The organism is Streptomyces sp. NPDC093795 (assembly GCF_044764665.1).
GTDB lineage: Bacteria > Actinomycetota > Actinomycetes > Streptomycetales > Streptomycetaceae > Streptomyces.
The window spans coordinates 108,242-123,423 of record NZ_JBIWIO010000012.1; the positions used below are offsets into that span (position 1 = coordinate 108,242).

Genomic DNA, 15,182 nt, shown 5'->3' on the forward strand with positions numbered 1-15,182 from the left:
CAGGACGTGCACACCTGTGGAATCCGGACTCAGCTTCTCCGCCGCCGACCTCGCCCAGACCCGCTTCGCCGTCTCCCCCATGTGGGAGGTCGTGACCAGCTATCGGCTCCTCGCCCGCCGCCCCGACTCCGCGCCCCACCGCCGCTGGTCCGATCAGGTCCGGCCGCGGATCTCCCGGGCCGGGATCGACCGTGGGTGGCTCGCCGCGCTCGTGCCCGCGCACGGCTATCTCGCCGACTTCCTCAACCCCACCCCCGCCGGGCCCTTCCCCACCCTCGGCGCCGAACTCGACGCCATCCGCCGCACCCCCGCCGACCAGGTACGGGACGATCTCGGCCGGCTCGGGAGGGAAGCGGAGGCCGGGGTCAGGGCGCGCCTGCTGTACGACGATCCCGCCGCCGCCCTCCCCAAGGTCGCCGACGAGATCGAGACCTACTGGGAGCTCGCCCTCGCCCCCTACTGGGCCCGGATCCAGCAGGTCCTGGAGGCGGATGTCTTCCACCGGGCCCGGCAGGTCGCCGAACACGGTTCCGCGCGGGTCCTGAGCGAACTCCACGAGACCGTGCGCTGGGACGACGGCACCCTGCGTCTCGTACGGCGTCACTGTTCGCTCAGTCGCGACCAGGCCGGATCCGGGCTGCTGCTCGTTCCGTCCGTCTTCGCGTGGCCCCAGGTCCTCACCCGGTCCGTTCATCCCGATCCACCCCAACTCGCCTATCCGGCGCGGGGGTTCGGCGCCGTCTGGGAGACCCGTACCGCCGACGCCACCGACGCCGTCGCCGCCGTACTCGGGCGCTCCCGGACCCTGCTCCTCACCGAACTCGACACACCCGCCTCCACCACCCAGCTCGCCACCCAGTGCGGACTGTCCGCGGCCGGGGTCTCCCAGCACCTCATCGCCCTGCGGAACGCCGGCCTGGTGACCGCCCACCGCAGCGGGCGTTCCGTCCTCTACGCCCGCACCACCGTCGCCGACCAGTTGCTCAACCCGTAGAGGATTCGGCGTCAGGCGATCATGGGGGATGACTTCTTCTTTCTCGTCCGAGCTGGTCGTGGTGCGTGAGGGTGGGGTTCGGCTGCTCTGTCGCGAGTGGGGCGACCGTGGTGACCGGGGTGGTGCCGGTGCCGACGTGCTCCTTCTTCACGGGCTCGCCGGGCACGCCGGCGAGTGGGACGCCACCGCCCGGCTGCTGCGGGACTCCGGCCATCGCGTCGTCGCCTTCGACCAGCGCGGGCACGGCGGCAGCGAGCGGCACCCGGGGGACGTCTCGCGGGCCGCCTACGTCGCGGACGTCGTCGCCGTCGTCGAGGAACTCGGCCTCGACCGGCCCGTGTTGGTCGGTCAGTCGCTCGGCGGGAGCACCGCCCTTCTCACCGCCGCCGCCCACCCCGGGCTGCCGCGCGCCCTCGTCCTCGTCGAGGCCGGGCCCGGCGGGGCCGGCTCCGGTGTCCAGGAGCAGATCGGGGGCTGGCTGCGGGGGTGGCCGGTGCCGTTCCCCTCGCGGGAGGCGGCCGCCGCGTATCTGGGCGGCGGCAAGGAACCCGTAGGGGAGGGATGGGCGCGCGGGCTCGAACAGCGTGCCGACGGGCTGTGGCCCCGGTTCGACCCCGAGGTCATGGTGCGGTCCCTCGACGAGAACGCCACCCGCGCCTTCTGGGACGAGTGGGCCGCCGTCACCTGCCCCACTCTCGCGGTCCTCGGACAGGGCGAACACGGCGGGATCATCGGCGGCGAGGAGTACGCGGAGATGGTCCGGGTCATGCCCTGGCTGCACGGCGCGAGCCTGCCCGGCACCGGCCACGACCTGCATCTTGAGCGGCCCCGGGTCCTGCACCGGCTGATCGTCGACTTCCTCGATGACCGGTCGCGGGAACTTCCCCGCTCCCCCTCTTGCCTTGGAGCGCACTCCAGTTCCTAAAGTGCGCCCATGCGCTATCGGGTACTCGGCGGGACCGGGATCGAAGTCAGTACGTACTGCCTCGGCACGATGATGTTCGGTGCCGTCGGCAATCCGGACCATCAGGAGTCCGTACGGATCATCCACGCCGCCCTCGACCGCGGCATCAACTTCGTGGACACCGCCGACATGTACTCGGCCGGCGAGTCCGAGGAGATCGTCGGCAAGGCGCTCCGCGACCCGCTCCGCCGCGACGATACCGTGCTCGCCACCAAGGTGTACTTCCCGGTCGGCGGCGAGGGCCCCAACCGGGGCGGGAGTTCCCGCCGTTGGATCACCCGGGCCGTCGAGAACAGCCTCAAGCGGCTCGGCACCGACTGGATCGACCTCTACCAGGTCCACCGGCCCGACCACCGTACGGACATCGAGGAGACCCTCGACGTCCTCGGTGACCTCGTCTCCCAGGGGAAGATCCGGGCCTTCGGCTGCTCCACCTTCCCCGCCGAGGAGATCGTCGAGGCCCACGCCGTCGCCGAGCGGCGCGGGCTGCGCCGCTTCCGCTCCGAGCAGCCGCCGTACTCGCTGCTCGCGCGGGGCGTGGAGGCTTCCGTCCTGCCCGTCGCGCGGCGTTACGGGATGGGCGTGCTGACCTGGAGCCCGCTGGCCTCCGGCTTCCTCACCGGCAAGTACCGGAAGGGGCAGCCCATCGATCTGACCAGCGGCCGGCCCGCGCTCACCCCGCACCGCTTCGACCCCTCGCTCCCCGGCAACGCCGCCAAGCTCGACGCCGTCGAGGAGTTCGTCGCACTCGCGGACGAGATCGGGTGCACCCTCCCCGAGCTCGCCATCGCCTTCCCCGCCGCGCACCCGGCGGTGACCTCGGTCATCATCGGGCCGCGCACGATGGAGCAGTTGGAGGGGCTGTTGAAGGGCGCGCCGGTCCTCCTCACGGACGACGTACTGGACCGGATCGACGCGATCGTGCCGCCGGGGACGAACCTCTACCAGCCGGACGGCGCCTGGCGCTCGCCCGCCCTCACCGACCTGGCGGTACGGCGGCGGCCGGTGGAGGAGCGGGCGGCTGAGTGAGGGGGCCACGGCCCCATCCTGGGGCGGGCCCTGGGGCGGGGTCCGGGGTGGGGCCCCGGGGCGGGCCTCCGGGGTGGGCCCTGGGGGTGGGCGAGTGTCGGTGCCGGCAGATAGCGTCTCTCGTGAATCTCGGGTGGGGAGTGCCATGAGCTGGGACGTTCTTCTGTTGCCGCTTCCCGCGGAGCTCACCTCGATCGACGACCTGCCCGTCGATCACGAGCCGCCTCCCGTCGGAACCCGGTCCGCCGTCCACCAGGCACTCAGGGCAGCCGTGGGCGAGGTCGACCTGACCGATCCCACGTGGGGCGAGTTGCTCGGTCCGACGTGGGTGATCGAACTCGGTATCGGCGAGCGCGACCCCGTCGACTCGGTCATGCTCCATGTCCGGGGCGGGGAGGATGCCCGGGGCAGGGAGGACGACGTGCTCCCTGTGATCTTCCAGATCTCCCGTGCCCTCGGCTGTCGCCCCTTCGACTGCTCGTCCGGCGAGCTGCTCAGGGACAAGCCCTAGCTGGATGTTGCCCCGGGGCCGCCTCCGGGGCGGGCTCCGGCGCGGGTCCCTCATGCGCGCGGGTCCGCGGCGGCTCAGTGTCCGCGGCGGCTCAGTGTCTTGTGTACAGGCCCGGGACGCCCAGGTCCGAGAGGCCGTCCAGGACCAGGTCGACGCCGACCGCCGCGAGCAGCAGGCCGAGCAGGCGGCCGAGGAGCTCGATCGTGGCGTGGTGGGTGCGGCGCAGGACCCGGGTGAGGAGCAGGACGCAGATCACGTCGAGGACGATGACGGATACGTACGCGCCGACGACCGTGGAGCGCCAGCTGAAGGAGTCGCGGGCCGCCGCCTCGATGAGTACGGCGGTCATGGCGAGCGGGCTCACGACGTACGGCATGAGCAGCTCGCGGACGCCGCTGGTCAGGTCGGGGGCGTCCTGGTGGGTGGTGGTGGAGCCGAGGTGGAGACCGAGGACGAGCCCGACGGCGTAGATGAAGAAGATGACGCCGCCCGCGAGCTGGAGCGCGGGGGTGCTGATGTGGAAGACGTCGAGCAGCCACGGGGCGGTGATGCCGGTGACGAGGCCGACGAGGACGGCCGCGCCGGAGGAGATCAGCGCGATGGTCCGCAGCTGGCGGGCGGGGTGGACCTGGGCGAGGCCGGCGAAGGCGAGAAGGACCTTCGGGGGGCCGACGACGGAGAAGAAGGCGATGAAGGCGGCGGAGAAACTGAAGGCGTTCACACCGGAATCATGGTGCGGGCGGGTGATTTCTCCCGTTTTCGCGGCCGCTGCCCGCGCGGTGTCGAGAACCGGCCCCCGGCTCCGACTCTCCTGCGAGAGGCAGTGACGCACACGAGGAGGACGCCATGAAGTATCTGGTGATGGTGCAGGGCGCGGAGGCCGACTACGAGGCCATGGTGGGCCGCCCCGCCGCGAGCAGTCCGGCCTGGAGCAAGGCCGACCTCAAGGCGATGTTCGACCACATGAACGCGATCAACGAGGAACTGTCGGCGTCCGGCGAGATGATCGACGGGCAGGGCCTCGCAGCCCCGTCCACGACCCGGTTCGTGTCCCTGGACGGAGACGGGAAGCCCCTGGTCACGGACGGCCCGTACGCGGAGACCAAGGAGGTCATCGCCGGCTACTGGGTCCTCGACTGCGCCTCCCTGGAGCGCGTGACGGAGATCGCCGCCCGGGTAGCCCGCTGCCCGCAGCCGGCCGGGGCTCCGGAGTACCCGGTGGTCATCCGCCCGATCGACGAGACGGGACCCACTCAGGACTGAGGGGCGCGGGGAGGGAGGTGAGGTTCGTCCGGGTTTCACTTTCCCTCCCCACCCTCCTGTTGCGGACGCTACGGTTCCCCTGAGGCGCACATCACATCGCGAGAGGTCCGGGGGGACGCATGCACGAGATGTCCAAGGGAGCCAATATCGGGCTGGCTTCCCTCAGCGACGACGCGGGATCGGTCGTCGTCGGTCTGAGCTGGAGCAGCACGACCGGGGACGGCGACGCGGACGTCTCGGTGCTGCTGGTCGACGGCGACGGCAAGGTCCGCGGTGACGCGGACTTCTACTTCTACAACCATCCCGCCGCTGAGGACGGCAGCGTGCAGTTGCTGGGAAAGGTCCCCACCGAGAACGGTAGCGAGGACCGGATCAGCCTGGACCTCACGGCCATCCCAGAGGACGTCGCCACCGTCGTCGTGGCGGCCAGCCAGTACGGCGGTGGCTGCTTCGGCGATCTGAACGACCTGCGCATGACCGTCACCGACCGCTCGGGCGAGGCCCTGCTCGGTTTCTCCATCCCGGACGCCACGATCGAGACGGCCTTCATCTTCGGCGAGCTGTACCGGCGGAACCAGGAGTGGAAGTTCCGTGCCGTGGGCCAGGGGTACGAAACCGGTCTCTCCGGTCTCGCCACCGACTTCGGTATCACCGTTGACGAGGGCGAGGACGAAGGTGAGGGCGAGGACGAGGTCCCGGGCCTCTCCGGCGCGGTCCCCCTCTCCGCGACCGCGGCCGGCCCAGGTGAGGACGCCGACGAGGCGCGCCCCCGCCCACCGGCCTCCGCCGACACCGACGCCGACGCCGACGCCGACGCCGACGCCGACGCCGCTGACGATGCCGCTGTCCGTACCCTCATCCCCATCCCCACGCAGCCCACCGACTCCACGACGCGGGCGGCGGGCCCCGCCCCGTCCCCCGCCGGCGAGACGCCCCGGCCGACACGCAGCCGCGGGACGCGCACGGCCAAGAAGAAGGTCACGCTCCCCAAAGCACCGAAGAAGTCCCTGGCGGAGAACGACTCCTGGAAGCCCGCCCGGCTCTTCCCCGTCCCGTCCTACAAGAGCGACCGCGAGCGCGAGGTACGCGCGACCTCGGTCCTCCTCTCCGTCATGGCCGAGGTACCGGAGTTCGGCCGCCGGCTCACCGCGGGATTCGGGGCTCCGGCCGGCCGGATGCAGACGTTCACCGAGGTGTCGCTCCCGCACGGTGACAGTCCGAAGCGCCCGGACGGGGTCATCAGGACGGAACGGGCGGGCAAGCTCTGGACCGCGCTCGTCGAGACCAAGACCAACGGCAATCCCCTGAAGTCCGAGCAGGTCCAGAACTACATGGACATCGCCGCGAGGCGCGGGTACGAGGCCGTCATCACGCTCTCCAACGACGTGGCCCTGGAGGGCACTCCGCTCGTCGAGGTCAAGACCGACGGCAGGCGCAAGCACAAGGTCTCGCTCTGGCACCTCTCGTGGGCGGAGGTGGCCCATCAGGCCCAGATGCTGATCCGCCACGAGGGCGTGGGCAATGCCGCGCACGCCTGGCTCCTGCAGGAGCTGCTCCACTACCTCCAGCACGAGAACTCCGGCTGTCACGGCTTCCAGAACATGGGGCCGTCCTGGGTCCCCGTACGCAACGGGATCGACAGCGAGACCCTGTGCGAGGGGGACCCTCGCGCGGTGGAGGTCGTGGAGAGCTGGGAGCGGCTGATCCGCCAGGTCTGTCTGCGCCTGGGCGGCGAGCTCGGGCAGAAGGCCCTGCCGGTGCAGCGGGCCAGGCGCGGCTCCGATCCGAAGTCCCGTCGCACCGAACTGGCCGACCGGCTCTGCGAGGAAGGGAAGCTCTCCGCCGAGCTGCGTGTCGACGGCGCACAGAGCATCCTGTCCATCACCGCGGATCTCAGGACCGGGAAGATCCGTACCTCCATCGACGTTCCCGCCCCGGACGGCGGCTATCCCCTGTCGGTCGCGAAGCGGCTCCTGCGGGTACTGGACGACGCGCCCGCCGACCTGCACGTGGAGACCCTGCTGGAGGGCAGGAGTGGACCCCGGGGCACCTTGGAGCGGCTCCGCCCCGAGCCGGGGGACCTGCTGCCCAAGGACGGAATGGACATCACCGGTTTCCGGCTGTCCCTGTTCAAGGGCATGGGCAGCAGTCGGGGCAGTACGGAGTCGGGGTTCATTCGCAGCATCGACGAGGCCGTCGACCGCTTCTACGGCTCCGTCGTGGCGCAGGTGAGTCAGTTCGAGCAGCGACGGCCCGTGCGGGGACGGCCGGTCGCCGGCTCGGCCGTCGCCGGCTGAGTCAGTGCATTCCGTGCGGGCCGCCCGTCAGGTGGGGGCGGCCTCGGGGGATGAGGAACGGGGACGCGAGGGCCGTGGTCGCCGCTGCCAGGGTGCAGAGGGTGAACGCGGTCGTGAGGCCGTCCGGGGTGGGGGTCGTGGCGCCCAGGGCGACGGTGGAGACGACGGCCACGCCGATGGAGCCGCCCAGCTCGTGGAACGTGTTCACGATGCCGGACGCGAGGCCCGCCTCGTGCGGGGTGATCAGGCCCAGGGCCGTCGTCGTCGCCGTGACGAAGACCGCGCCGAGGCCCAGCGCCGCCGTCGCGAGGGCCGGCAGGAGCGTGGTCCAGGGGCCGGAGTCGGGGCTCAGGAGGGCCAGCGGCAGGCAGCCGAGTGCCGCGACCGTCATGCCTCCCGTCGCGCAGGCGCGCGGGCCGGCCGTCGCCACCAGACGGGAGCCCAGGTGGGCGCCGATGGCCGTGGTGAGCGCGACCGGGAGGAAGAGGAGGCCCGTGCGGAGGGCGTCGAGGCCGTGGACGTGCTGGAGCCGCATCGAGCCCAGGAAGAAGAACGAGATCAGGAGCGCCGTCGCGACCAGCATGAGGAACGAGCCCGCGACGACCGGGCGCCGGGTGAGCATCCGGAGGTCCATCAGCGGGGTACGGCTCCTCCGCTCGGCCGCCGCGAAGGCTCCGTACAGGGCGAAGGCTCCGAGCAGGGGCAGGAGCGTCGCGGCGGACGTCCAGCCGGAGTCGCCCGCCCGGACGAGGCCGTAGACGAGAGCGCCGGTCGCGGCCGTCACGAGGAGGGCGCCCGGGATGTCCAGGCCGCCGCCTTCGCCCCGCCGTGGTGCGGTGGCCCGTACGACCTTCGGCAGCGCGAGCAGCAGGGCCACGCCGACGGGCACGTTCACGTAGAAGATCCACGGCCAGCCCGGGCCCGCCGTCAGGGCGCCGCCCAGGAGGACGCCGACCGCTGAGCCCGTGCCGCCGATGGCCGCCCACGCGCCCAGGGCCTTCGGCCTCTCACGGCCGTGGAACAGGGTGGTGACCAGGGCGAGCGCCGCCGGCGAGAGGAGCGCGGCGCCGACGCCCTGCGCGACGCGGCCGCCGAGCAGGACGGTGGCGTTCGGCGCGAGGCCGCAGGCCAGGGACGCGGCGGTGAACAGCGCAAGGCCCGTGAGGAGGACACGGCGTGCGCCGAGGGCGTCGGCGAGCCGGCCACCGAGGAGCATGAGCCCGCCGAAGCAGAGGGTGTACGCGGTGACGACCCAGGTCAGGGCCGTGCGCTCGAGGCCGAGGTCGTTCGCGAGGGCGGGCAGGGCGACGTTCACGACCGTCACGTCCAGGACCAGCATGAACTGGGCCGCGCAGATCAGTGCGAGGGCGGTCCAGCGGCGCGGGTCGGGGGGCGGGGCATCGGGGTGGAGAGCGTCGGGGTGGGGGTCGGGGTTGGAGGGCGCGTGCGGGTGCGGGTGGGCAGGGGAGGGTGCGGTGGGCGGCTCTGGAGTGGGCATAACTGAACTGTACGGCACAGTACAGTTGAACTCAAGAGTACAGTTCATTGGGTAGGGTGACCGGCATGGACGACCAACCCGCCAAGCCCGCCCCCACCGGCGCCCGCGCCGCCCGGAAGCGGCAGGCCATCGTGCGGGCCGCCCGCGCGCTCTTCCTCCGCGAGGGCTTCGGTGTGGGCATGGACGCCATCGCCGCCGAGGCCGGCGTCTCCAAGGTGACCGTCTACAACCACTTCGGCAGCAAGGAAGCCCTCTTCACCGCCGTCGTCGCCGGCGCCCTCGACGAGCCCCTTGCCGACGGCGGGACGGCCGACAGCAGGACGACCGACAGCGGTACGGCCGACAGCGGCGGAACAGCGGGCAGCGGCGCGACCCGCCGGCCCGACCTCGCGCGGCTCGTCGACGCCGAAGGGCCCGACACGCTCAAGGCCGCCCTGACCGAGGCCGGCCGCGCCTGGGGCCTGGCCGTACGCACCGACGCCGAGGGCCGCGCCCTGCGCACCCTCGTCGCCACCGAACTCCACCGCTTCCCCGAGCTGGGCCGCGCCTGGCGCGCGCACGGCCCCGCCGGCCACCACCCCGATGTCGCGGACGCCCTGCGCACCCTCGCCGACCGGGGCCGCCTCGACATCCCCGACCTGGAGGTCGCCGTCCTCCAGCTCTACTCGCTGCTCGTCTTCCCGCACATGGTGTTCGAGCAGTACGGGACGGAGCTCACCGAGGACCTGAGCGAGCGGCTGGTAGTCGACGGGGTGGAGACGTTCCTCCGCCGTTACGCCCCCGCGCCCTGACGCAGCCGGGCCAGGGTCGCGTCCAGGCCCCCCGCGCCCGCACTCCCCCTCCCCCGGTTGTACGGGAGCCTCCCGAGCAGCAGGGCCATGCCGCAGGTGTCGGTGAGCGCCGAGAAGACGAGCCCGCCCGCGATGCCCGCCGAGAGCAGCTGGAACGCGGGGTGGACCAGGAGCCCGAGGGCGAGCCCCAGCAGGACGAGTGCCCCCGCGACCAGCCGGACCTGACGGTCCATCGCCCACACCGGCTTCGCCCGGACGCCCGCCGGACGCTCCAGGCCGTGACCGCGCGCCGCCCAGCCGCTCGTACCGCCGTCGAGGTCGTACGCGATGACGCCGGCGGCCGCGAGCCGGGCGCAGGCTGTGGACGAGCGGCCGCCGGACTGGCAGACGACCAGCAGTCCGCCGCCCCTGCCCGCCGCCTCCCGGAGCGCGGGCAGGGCCAGGTCGAGCCGGTCGAGCGGGACGTTGAACGCGCCGGGCACGTGCCCGGAGGCGTACTCGCCGGGTGTGCGCACGTCGACGACGGTGAGGTCGGCCAGCCGGGCGCGGGCCTGGTCCGGGTCGAGCGGGAGGGGGGCGTTCATGTCAGGTGTCATCCTTGGTCTTCGACGGAACCCCGTGCGGGGATTAAATTACCCCCTGGGGTATCTGTGAGGAGTGGCTGACTGTGGAACTGGATCTCGCGGGTGCGGAGCTCAAGGCGGTCCTGAACCGGCTCCGCCGGGCCCAGGGCCAGATCGCCGGTGTGATCCGGATGATCGAGGAGGGCCGGGACTGCGAGGAGGTCGTGACCCAGCTGGCCGCCGCCTCCCGGGCCCTCGACCGGGCCGGTTTCGCGATCATCGCGACCGGTCTCCAGCAGTGCCTGGCCGAGGCCGAGGACGGCCGCGCGAACGGCGAGGACCGCGATGCGACGCGGGCCAGGCTGGAGAAGCTGTTCCTGTCGCTGGCGTAGCTCGCGCACGCCACTCGCACGTGTCACTCGCCCGCGCCTGAACGCACGTAACCCCCGAGGGGCCTCCCCCGGGGGTTACGCGCGTCCGCGTCCCCATCCCCGTCCGCGCCACGGCCCGACCGGATCAGTCCTCCGCGAGCCCCTTCAGGCGCTTCGCGATCCTCGTGAGGCGCGTGCCCTGGTAGCGGGCGGCCTGGAGGACGTTCTCGTCGGGGGCGCCGTTCGCACCCGGGTGCGCGGTCCCGTAGGGGTTGCCGCCGGCCGCGTACACCGACGGGTCGGTGAAGCCGGGCGAGACGATGACCGAGCCCCAGTGGTGGAAGGTGTTGTAGAGCGCGAGCAGCGTCGACTCGTTGCCGCCGTGCGGGTTGTGCGCGCTGGTGAAGGCGGTCGCGGGCTTGTCCGCCATGACGCCGCGCTGCCAGAGCCCGCCCGTGGTGTCGACGTACTGCTTCAGCTGGGCGGCCACGTTGCCGAAGCGCGTCGGGGAGCCGAGTGCGTACGCGTCCGCCCACTCCAGGTCCTCCAGGGCGGCGACCTCCACGTCACCGGTGGCGTCCACATGCGCGCGCCAGGCCGGGTTCGCGTCGATGGCGGAGTCGGGGGCGAGTTCGGGCACCCGACGCAGGCGCACCTCGGCTCCGGCCTTCTCCGCACCCTCGGCGACGGCCTGGGCGAGCTGGTGGACGGCACCCGTGGCCGAGTAGTAGATGACGGCGACCTTGACGGACATGGCGAACTCTCCTCAACCGGATTACTTTCCGCTTCGATGCCATGAAGTTAAACGGATCGCTATCCGGTTCGCAAGGGGAACCGGTATGCTCACTTCAGGGAGCGACCCGGGAGTACCGGAACGACCCGATCGGGGGAGACGGGACGACCGCCCGCCCGAAGGGCAGAGGAGCCGACAGATGAGCACGGAGAACCCGCAGGCCACCGGCGCGACGGCGCCGCTGCTCGGCCTGCTCCCCACCGTCGGCGCCCCCGTCCCCGAGCGCGCCGACGCGGCCCGCAACCGGCGCAAGATCCTCGACGCCGCCGCCCGGATCGTCGCCGAGGACGGCCCCGAGGCCGTCACCATGAACCAGGTCGCCCACGCCAGCGGCATCGGCGTCGGCACCGTCTACCGCCGCTTCGGCGACGTCTCCCAGCTCCTGTGGGCGCTCCTCGACGACCGCGAGCGCCAGTTCCAGGAGGCGTACATGAGCGGTCCGCCGCCGCTGGGCCCCGGCGCCCCGGCCGCCGAACGGCTCGACGCCTTCCTCGACGCGCTCGTCGACCGGGTCGGCGAGCAGCGCGAGATCCTGCTCGCCGCGCACTCGGCCGCGCCCCGCGCCCGCTATCACGGCGGCGCGTACCGGGTGATGCACACGCATGTGGCCCTGCTGGTCGGGCGACTGCTGCCCGGGTCCGACAGCGCGCTCCTCGCCCATCTGGTGCTCGCGCCGTTCTCCCCGGACGTCGTGCACCACCTGACGGTCGACCAGGAGCTGTCGGCGGACCGTCTGAAGGCGGGCGTACGGGAGCTGCTCCGGCTGCGCGCCTGAGGGACAGGGTTACGGGAGCGTCCGGCCGCGCGCCCGAGGGACAGGGTTACGGGAGCGTCCGGCCGAGCGCCTGAGGGTCAGGGTTACGGGAGCCTCCGCCTGCGCGCCTGAGGGCCGAACCCCTACCGCGCCCGCTCCCCCAGCGCCGCGAGCCCGTCCAGCACCCTCCCAAGACCGAAGCGGTACGCGTGTTCCGCGTCGTACAGCCCGTCGTACGCGATCGCCGCCGCCTCCCCCACCCGCGCCGCCAGCGGGAACCGGGTCTCGTCAAGGACCCGGGCGAGGAGGGGTTCGTGGGCGTCCCACCACTCCCCGTCGGACATCGCGCTCTCGCGGGCCACGGCCCGCGCGTCCAGTTCCGCCCGCGCGCCGGACTGCACGAAGCCGAGGACGTACGTGAGCGCCGAGTCGCGGGCCACGTCGTCGAGCCCGAGCCCTTCGAAGGCCCCGAGCTCGTACTCGTACTTGTCCATCACCCCCGGCCCCAACGGAGCCCGTACGATCCGCAGTTCGACCAGCCAGGGGTGGCGCAGGTGCAGCGCCCGGTTCGCGTCGGCGACGGCCGCGACCCGGGTCCGCCAGGGTTCGTCGGGGTGGAACGGCGGCCGGTCCATACGCAGGAAGACGGCGTCCAGCATGAGGTCGAGGAGCTCGGCCTTGCCGGGGACGTAGGTGTAGAGCGTCATCGGGGTCACGCCGAGGTCCTTGGCCACCGCGCGCATGGTCAGCGCGTCGAGCCCGCCGGCGTCGGCGAGGGCGACGGCCGCGTCGACGACGGCGTCGACGGTGAGGCCCTGCCGGGGGCCGCGCCGGCCCGCCGGGGCGGCCGATCCGTCGCGCCAGAGGAGTTCCAGGGTGCGCGCCGGGTCGCCCGCGCCGCTGCTGTTCTTCCCCTTCGCCGCCGCCATGCCGTGTCCGTCCGTTCCCACCTGAGAGGCCATATCTCCGCAGCTCAGAGCCGGTGGAGCATATTTCGTACGGTGTATAGAGTACCCTTCCCCGGCAAGCAGGCCGACCATCGGAGGGCGCACGATGAACCACCCCGTCGCAGCGGACAGCCACCACGTCATCCAGGTCCGCGGGGCCCGGGAGAACAACCTCAGGAACGTCGACGTCGACCTTCCCAAGCGCCGCCTCACCGTCTTCACCGGCGTCTCCGGCTCGGGCAAGTCCTCCCTCGTCTTCGGCACCATCGCCGCCGAGTCGCAGCGCCTCATCAACGAGACCTACAGCGCCTTCCTCCAGAACTTCATGCCGTCCCTCGCCCGCCCCGACGTGGACGGACTGCACAACCTGAGCGCGGCGATCGTCGTCGACCAGGAGCGGATGGGCGCCAACTCCCGCTCCACCGTGGGCACCGCCACCGACGCGTACACGATGCTGCGGATCGTCTTCAGCCGCCTCGGCACCCCGCGCGTCGGCACCTCCGGCGCCTTCAGCTTCAACCTGCCCGAGGGCATGTGCCCGCGCTGCGAGGGCGCCGGCGAGATCTCGGACATCGACGTCGACGAGCTCGTCGACCGGTCCAAGTCCCTCAACGAGGGCGCGATCACCGTCCCCAACTTCGCCGTGGACTCCTGGTACTGGCGGATCATGGCCGAGTCCGGCTTCTACGACGCCGACAAGAAGCTCGCGGACTTCACCGAGCAGGAGTGGGAGGACTTCCTCCACAAGCCGTCCTGCAAGGTGAAGGTCGGCAGCAACTCCTTCACCTACGAAGGCCTCGTGCCGAAGGTCCAGCGGCTCTTCCTCGCCAAGGACCGGGAGTCGCTCCAGGCCCACATCAAGGCCTTCGTCGAACGGGCGGTCGGCTTCCGCACCTGCCCCGAGTGCGAGGGCGCCCGGCTCACCCGGGCCGCGCTGTCCTCCCGTATCGACGGGGTGAACATCGCCGAGTGCTCGGCGATGCAGATCAGCGACCTCGCCGCGTTCGTCCGCCGGATAGAGGACCCCTCCGTGGCCCCGCTCCTCGCCGGGCTGCGCGAACTGCTCGACTCGCTCGTCGAGATCGGCCTGGGCTACCTCTCCCTCGACCGTTCCTCCGGCACGCTCTCCGGCGGCGAGGCCCAGCGCGTGAAGATGGTCCGCCACCTCGGCTCCCCGCTCACCGACGTCACGTACGTCTTCGACGAGCCGACCACCGGACTGCACCCGCACGACGTCCGGCGCATGAACGACCTGCTGCTGCGCCTGCGGGACAAGGGCAACACCGTCCTCGTCGTCGAGCACAAGCCCGAGGTCATCGAGATCGCCGACCACGTCGTGGACCTCGGGCCGCGGGCCGGGGCCGCGGGCGGCGAGATCTGCTACAGCGGCAACGTGCCGGGCCTGCGCACCTCGGGCACCCTCACCGGAAACCACCTCGCGCACCGGGCGAAGCTCCGCGACGAGGTACGGACCGCGACCGGCGCCCTCACCATCACCGGCGCCACCCAGCACAACCTGAAGGACGTCAGCGTCGAGATCCCGACCGGCGTCCTCACCGTGGTCACGGGCGTGGCCGGCTCCGGCAAGTCCTCCCTCATCCACGGCAACCTGCCCGGCCGCGAGGGGGTCGTCGTCGCCGACCAGTCCCCCATCCGCGGCTCGCGCCGCTCGAACCCGGCGACGTACACCGGGCTCCTCGGCCCGATCCGTACGGCCTTCGCCAAGGCCAACGGCGTCAAGCCCGCCCTCTTCAGCGCCAACTCGGAAGGCGCCTGCCCGCGCTGCAGCGGCCTCGGGCTCGTCTACACCGACCTGGCCATCGCGGCGGGCGTCGCCTCGGTCTGCGAGGAGTGCGAGGGCAAGCGGTTCACGCCCGAGGTGCTCACGTACCGGCTGAACGGCAAGAACATCCACGAGGTCCTGTCCCTGTCGATCGAGGAGGCGTACGACTTCTTCACGGCCCTCGCGGCGAAGAGCCAGGCCCGCACGATCCTCGGCCGCCTCCAGGACGTCGGCCTCGGCTACCTCCGCCTCGGCCAGCCCCTCAACACGCTCTCCGGCGGCGAGCGCCAGCGCCTCAAGCTCGCCATCCACATGGCCGAGAAGGCCGCCGTCTACGTCCTCGACGAGCCGACCACCGGCCTCCACCTCGCCGACGTCGACAAGCTCCTCGCCCTCCTCGACCGCCTCGTTGAGGCCGGCAACACGGTCGTCGTCATCGAGCACCACCAGGCCGTCATGACCCACGCCGACTGGCTGATCGACCTCGGCCCCGGCGCGGGCCACGACGGCGGCCACATCGTCTTCGAGGGCACACCCGCCCAACTCATCGAGAAGGGCGACACCTTGACGGCACGTCACCTGCGCGAGTACGTGGGCGGCTGACCGCCCCTCGGACGGTGGTGG

At 72.1% G+C, this 15,182-nt stretch carries 15 protein-coding genes; 10 read left to right on the top strand and 5 right to left on the bottom strand.

All coding sequences use genetic code 11. The features are described 5' to 3' along the window. The first annotated feature begins 16 nt into the window (after positions 1-16). From ACIRB7_RS28540 to ACIRB7_RS28555, 4 genes are all read left to right on the top strand, one after another. A complete protein-coding gene (locus ACIRB7_RS28540; protein WP_403603954.1) occupies positions 17-994 on the top strand; it encodes a DUF5937 family protein in 978 nt (325 codons plus the stop codon). 28 nt (positions 995-1,022) lie between these two features. Continuing rightward, positions 1,023-1,919, top strand: a complete 897-nt coding sequence (locus ACIRB7_RS28545; RefSeq protein WP_403603956.1) for an alpha/beta fold hydrolase — start codon at positions 1,023-1,025, stop codon at positions 1,917-1,919. 9 nt (positions 1,920-1,928) lie between these two features. Then, positions 1,929-2,987, top strand: a complete 1,059-nt coding sequence (locus ACIRB7_RS28550; protein WP_403603959.1) for an aldo/keto reductase — start codon at positions 1,929-1,931, stop codon at positions 2,985-2,987. Positions 2,988-3,132: 145 nt separating this feature from the next. Continuing rightward, a complete protein-coding gene (locus ACIRB7_RS28555) occupies positions 3,133-3,498 on the top strand; it encodes a hypothetical protein (RefSeq protein ID WP_403603962.1) in 366 nt (121 codons plus the stop codon). A gap of 91 nt (positions 3,499-3,589) precedes the next feature. Here the strand turns inward: ACIRB7_RS28555 and ACIRB7_RS28560 are convergent, their stop codons facing one another. After that, the gene (locus ACIRB7_RS28560; protein WP_403603965.1) at positions 3,590-4,219 is read right to left on the bottom strand and encodes a MarC family protein; all 630 of its coding nucleotides are present in this window, start codon (positions 4,217-4,219) and stop codon (positions 3,590-3,592) included. A gap of 125 nt (positions 4,220-4,344) precedes the next feature. On the opposite strand from ACIRB7_RS28560, the gene ACIRB7_RS28565 reads away from it, so the two are divergent. Together ACIRB7_RS28565 and ACIRB7_RS28570 are read left to right on the top strand one after the other, a co-directional pair. Further along, on the top strand, positions 4,345-4,761 hold the full coding sequence (locus ACIRB7_RS28565) for a YciI family protein (RefSeq protein ID WP_403603968.1): 417 nt from the start codon (positions 4,345-4,347) through the stop codon (positions 4,759-4,761). A gap of 119 nt (positions 4,762-4,880) precedes the next feature. After that, complete coding sequence (locus ACIRB7_RS28570) at positions 4,881-7,058, top strand: TerD family protein (RefSeq protein ID WP_403603971.1); 2,178 nt, start codon at positions 4,881-4,883, stop codon at positions 7,056-7,058. Between the two features lies 1 nt (position 7,059). Here ACIRB7_RS28570 and ACIRB7_RS28575 read toward each other — a convergent pair whose 3' ends face one another. Continuing rightward, a complete protein-coding gene (locus ACIRB7_RS28575; RefSeq protein WP_403603974.1) occupies positions 7,060-8,556 on the bottom strand; it encodes a DHA2 family efflux MFS transporter permease subunit in 1,497 nt (498 codons plus the stop codon). Between the two features lie 65 nt (positions 8,557-8,621). Here ACIRB7_RS28575 and ACIRB7_RS28580 point away from each other — a divergent pair, with 65 nt between their 5' ends. After that, entirely contained in the window at positions 8,622-9,347 is a 726-nt protein-coding gene (locus tag ACIRB7_RS28580; protein ID WP_403603977.1) for a TetR/AcrR family transcriptional regulator, read from the top strand. Here the strand turns inward: ACIRB7_RS28580 and ACIRB7_RS28585 are convergent. Next, complete coding sequence (locus ACIRB7_RS28585; protein ID WP_403603980.1) at positions 9,329-9,931, bottom strand: rhodanese-like domain-containing protein; 603 nt, start codon at positions 9,929-9,931, stop codon at positions 9,329-9,331. The two genes, ACIRB7_RS28580 and ACIRB7_RS28585, sit on opposite strands and share 19 nt — an antisense overlap. Before the next feature lie 83 nt (positions 9,932-10,014). Here ACIRB7_RS28585 and ACIRB7_RS28590 point away from each other — a divergent pair, with 83 nt between their 5' ends. Then, positions 10,015-10,302, top strand: coding sequence for a metal-sensitive transcriptional regulator (locus ACIRB7_RS28590; RefSeq protein ID WP_403603982.1), 288 nt, complete (start codon positions 10,015-10,017; stop codon positions 10,300-10,302). Between the two features lie 124 nt (positions 10,303-10,426). Here the strand turns inward: ACIRB7_RS28590 and wrbA are convergent, their stop codons facing one another. Next, positions 10,427-11,035, bottom strand: a complete 609-nt coding sequence (wrbA, locus tag ACIRB7_RS28595; RefSeq protein ID WP_403603985.1) for an NAD(P)H:quinone oxidoreductase — start codon at positions 11,033-11,035, stop codon at positions 10,427-10,429. A 178-nt stretch (positions 11,036-11,213) separates the two neighbouring features. Here wrbA and ACIRB7_RS28600 point away from each other — a divergent pair, with 178 nt between their 5' ends. Next, positions 11,214-11,849 (top strand): TetR/AcrR family transcriptional regulator, encoded by a 636-nt coding sequence (locus tag ACIRB7_RS28600; RefSeq protein WP_403603988.1) that lies wholly within the window; start codon positions 11,214-11,216, stop codon positions 11,847-11,849. A 122-nt stretch (positions 11,850-11,971) separates the two neighbouring features. Here ACIRB7_RS28600 and ACIRB7_RS28605 read toward each other — a convergent pair whose 3' ends face one another. Further along, the gene (locus ACIRB7_RS28605; protein ID WP_403604373.1) at positions 11,972-12,757 is read right to left on the bottom strand and encodes a TetR/AcrR family transcriptional regulator C-terminal domain-containing protein; all 786 of its coding nucleotides are present in this window, start codon (positions 12,755-12,757) and stop codon (positions 11,972-11,974) included. Positions 12,758-12,881: 124 nt separating this feature from the next. On the opposite strand from ACIRB7_RS28605, the gene ACIRB7_RS28610 reads away from it, so the two are divergent. Further along, positions 12,882-15,161 carry an ATP-binding cassette domain-containing protein gene (locus ACIRB7_RS28610; protein ID WP_403603991.1) on the top strand — a complete coding sequence of 760 codons (2,280 nt, stop codon included), beginning with the start codon at positions 12,882-12,884 and terminating at the stop codon, positions 15,159-15,161. Positions 15,162-15,182: the final 21 nt, after the last annotated feature.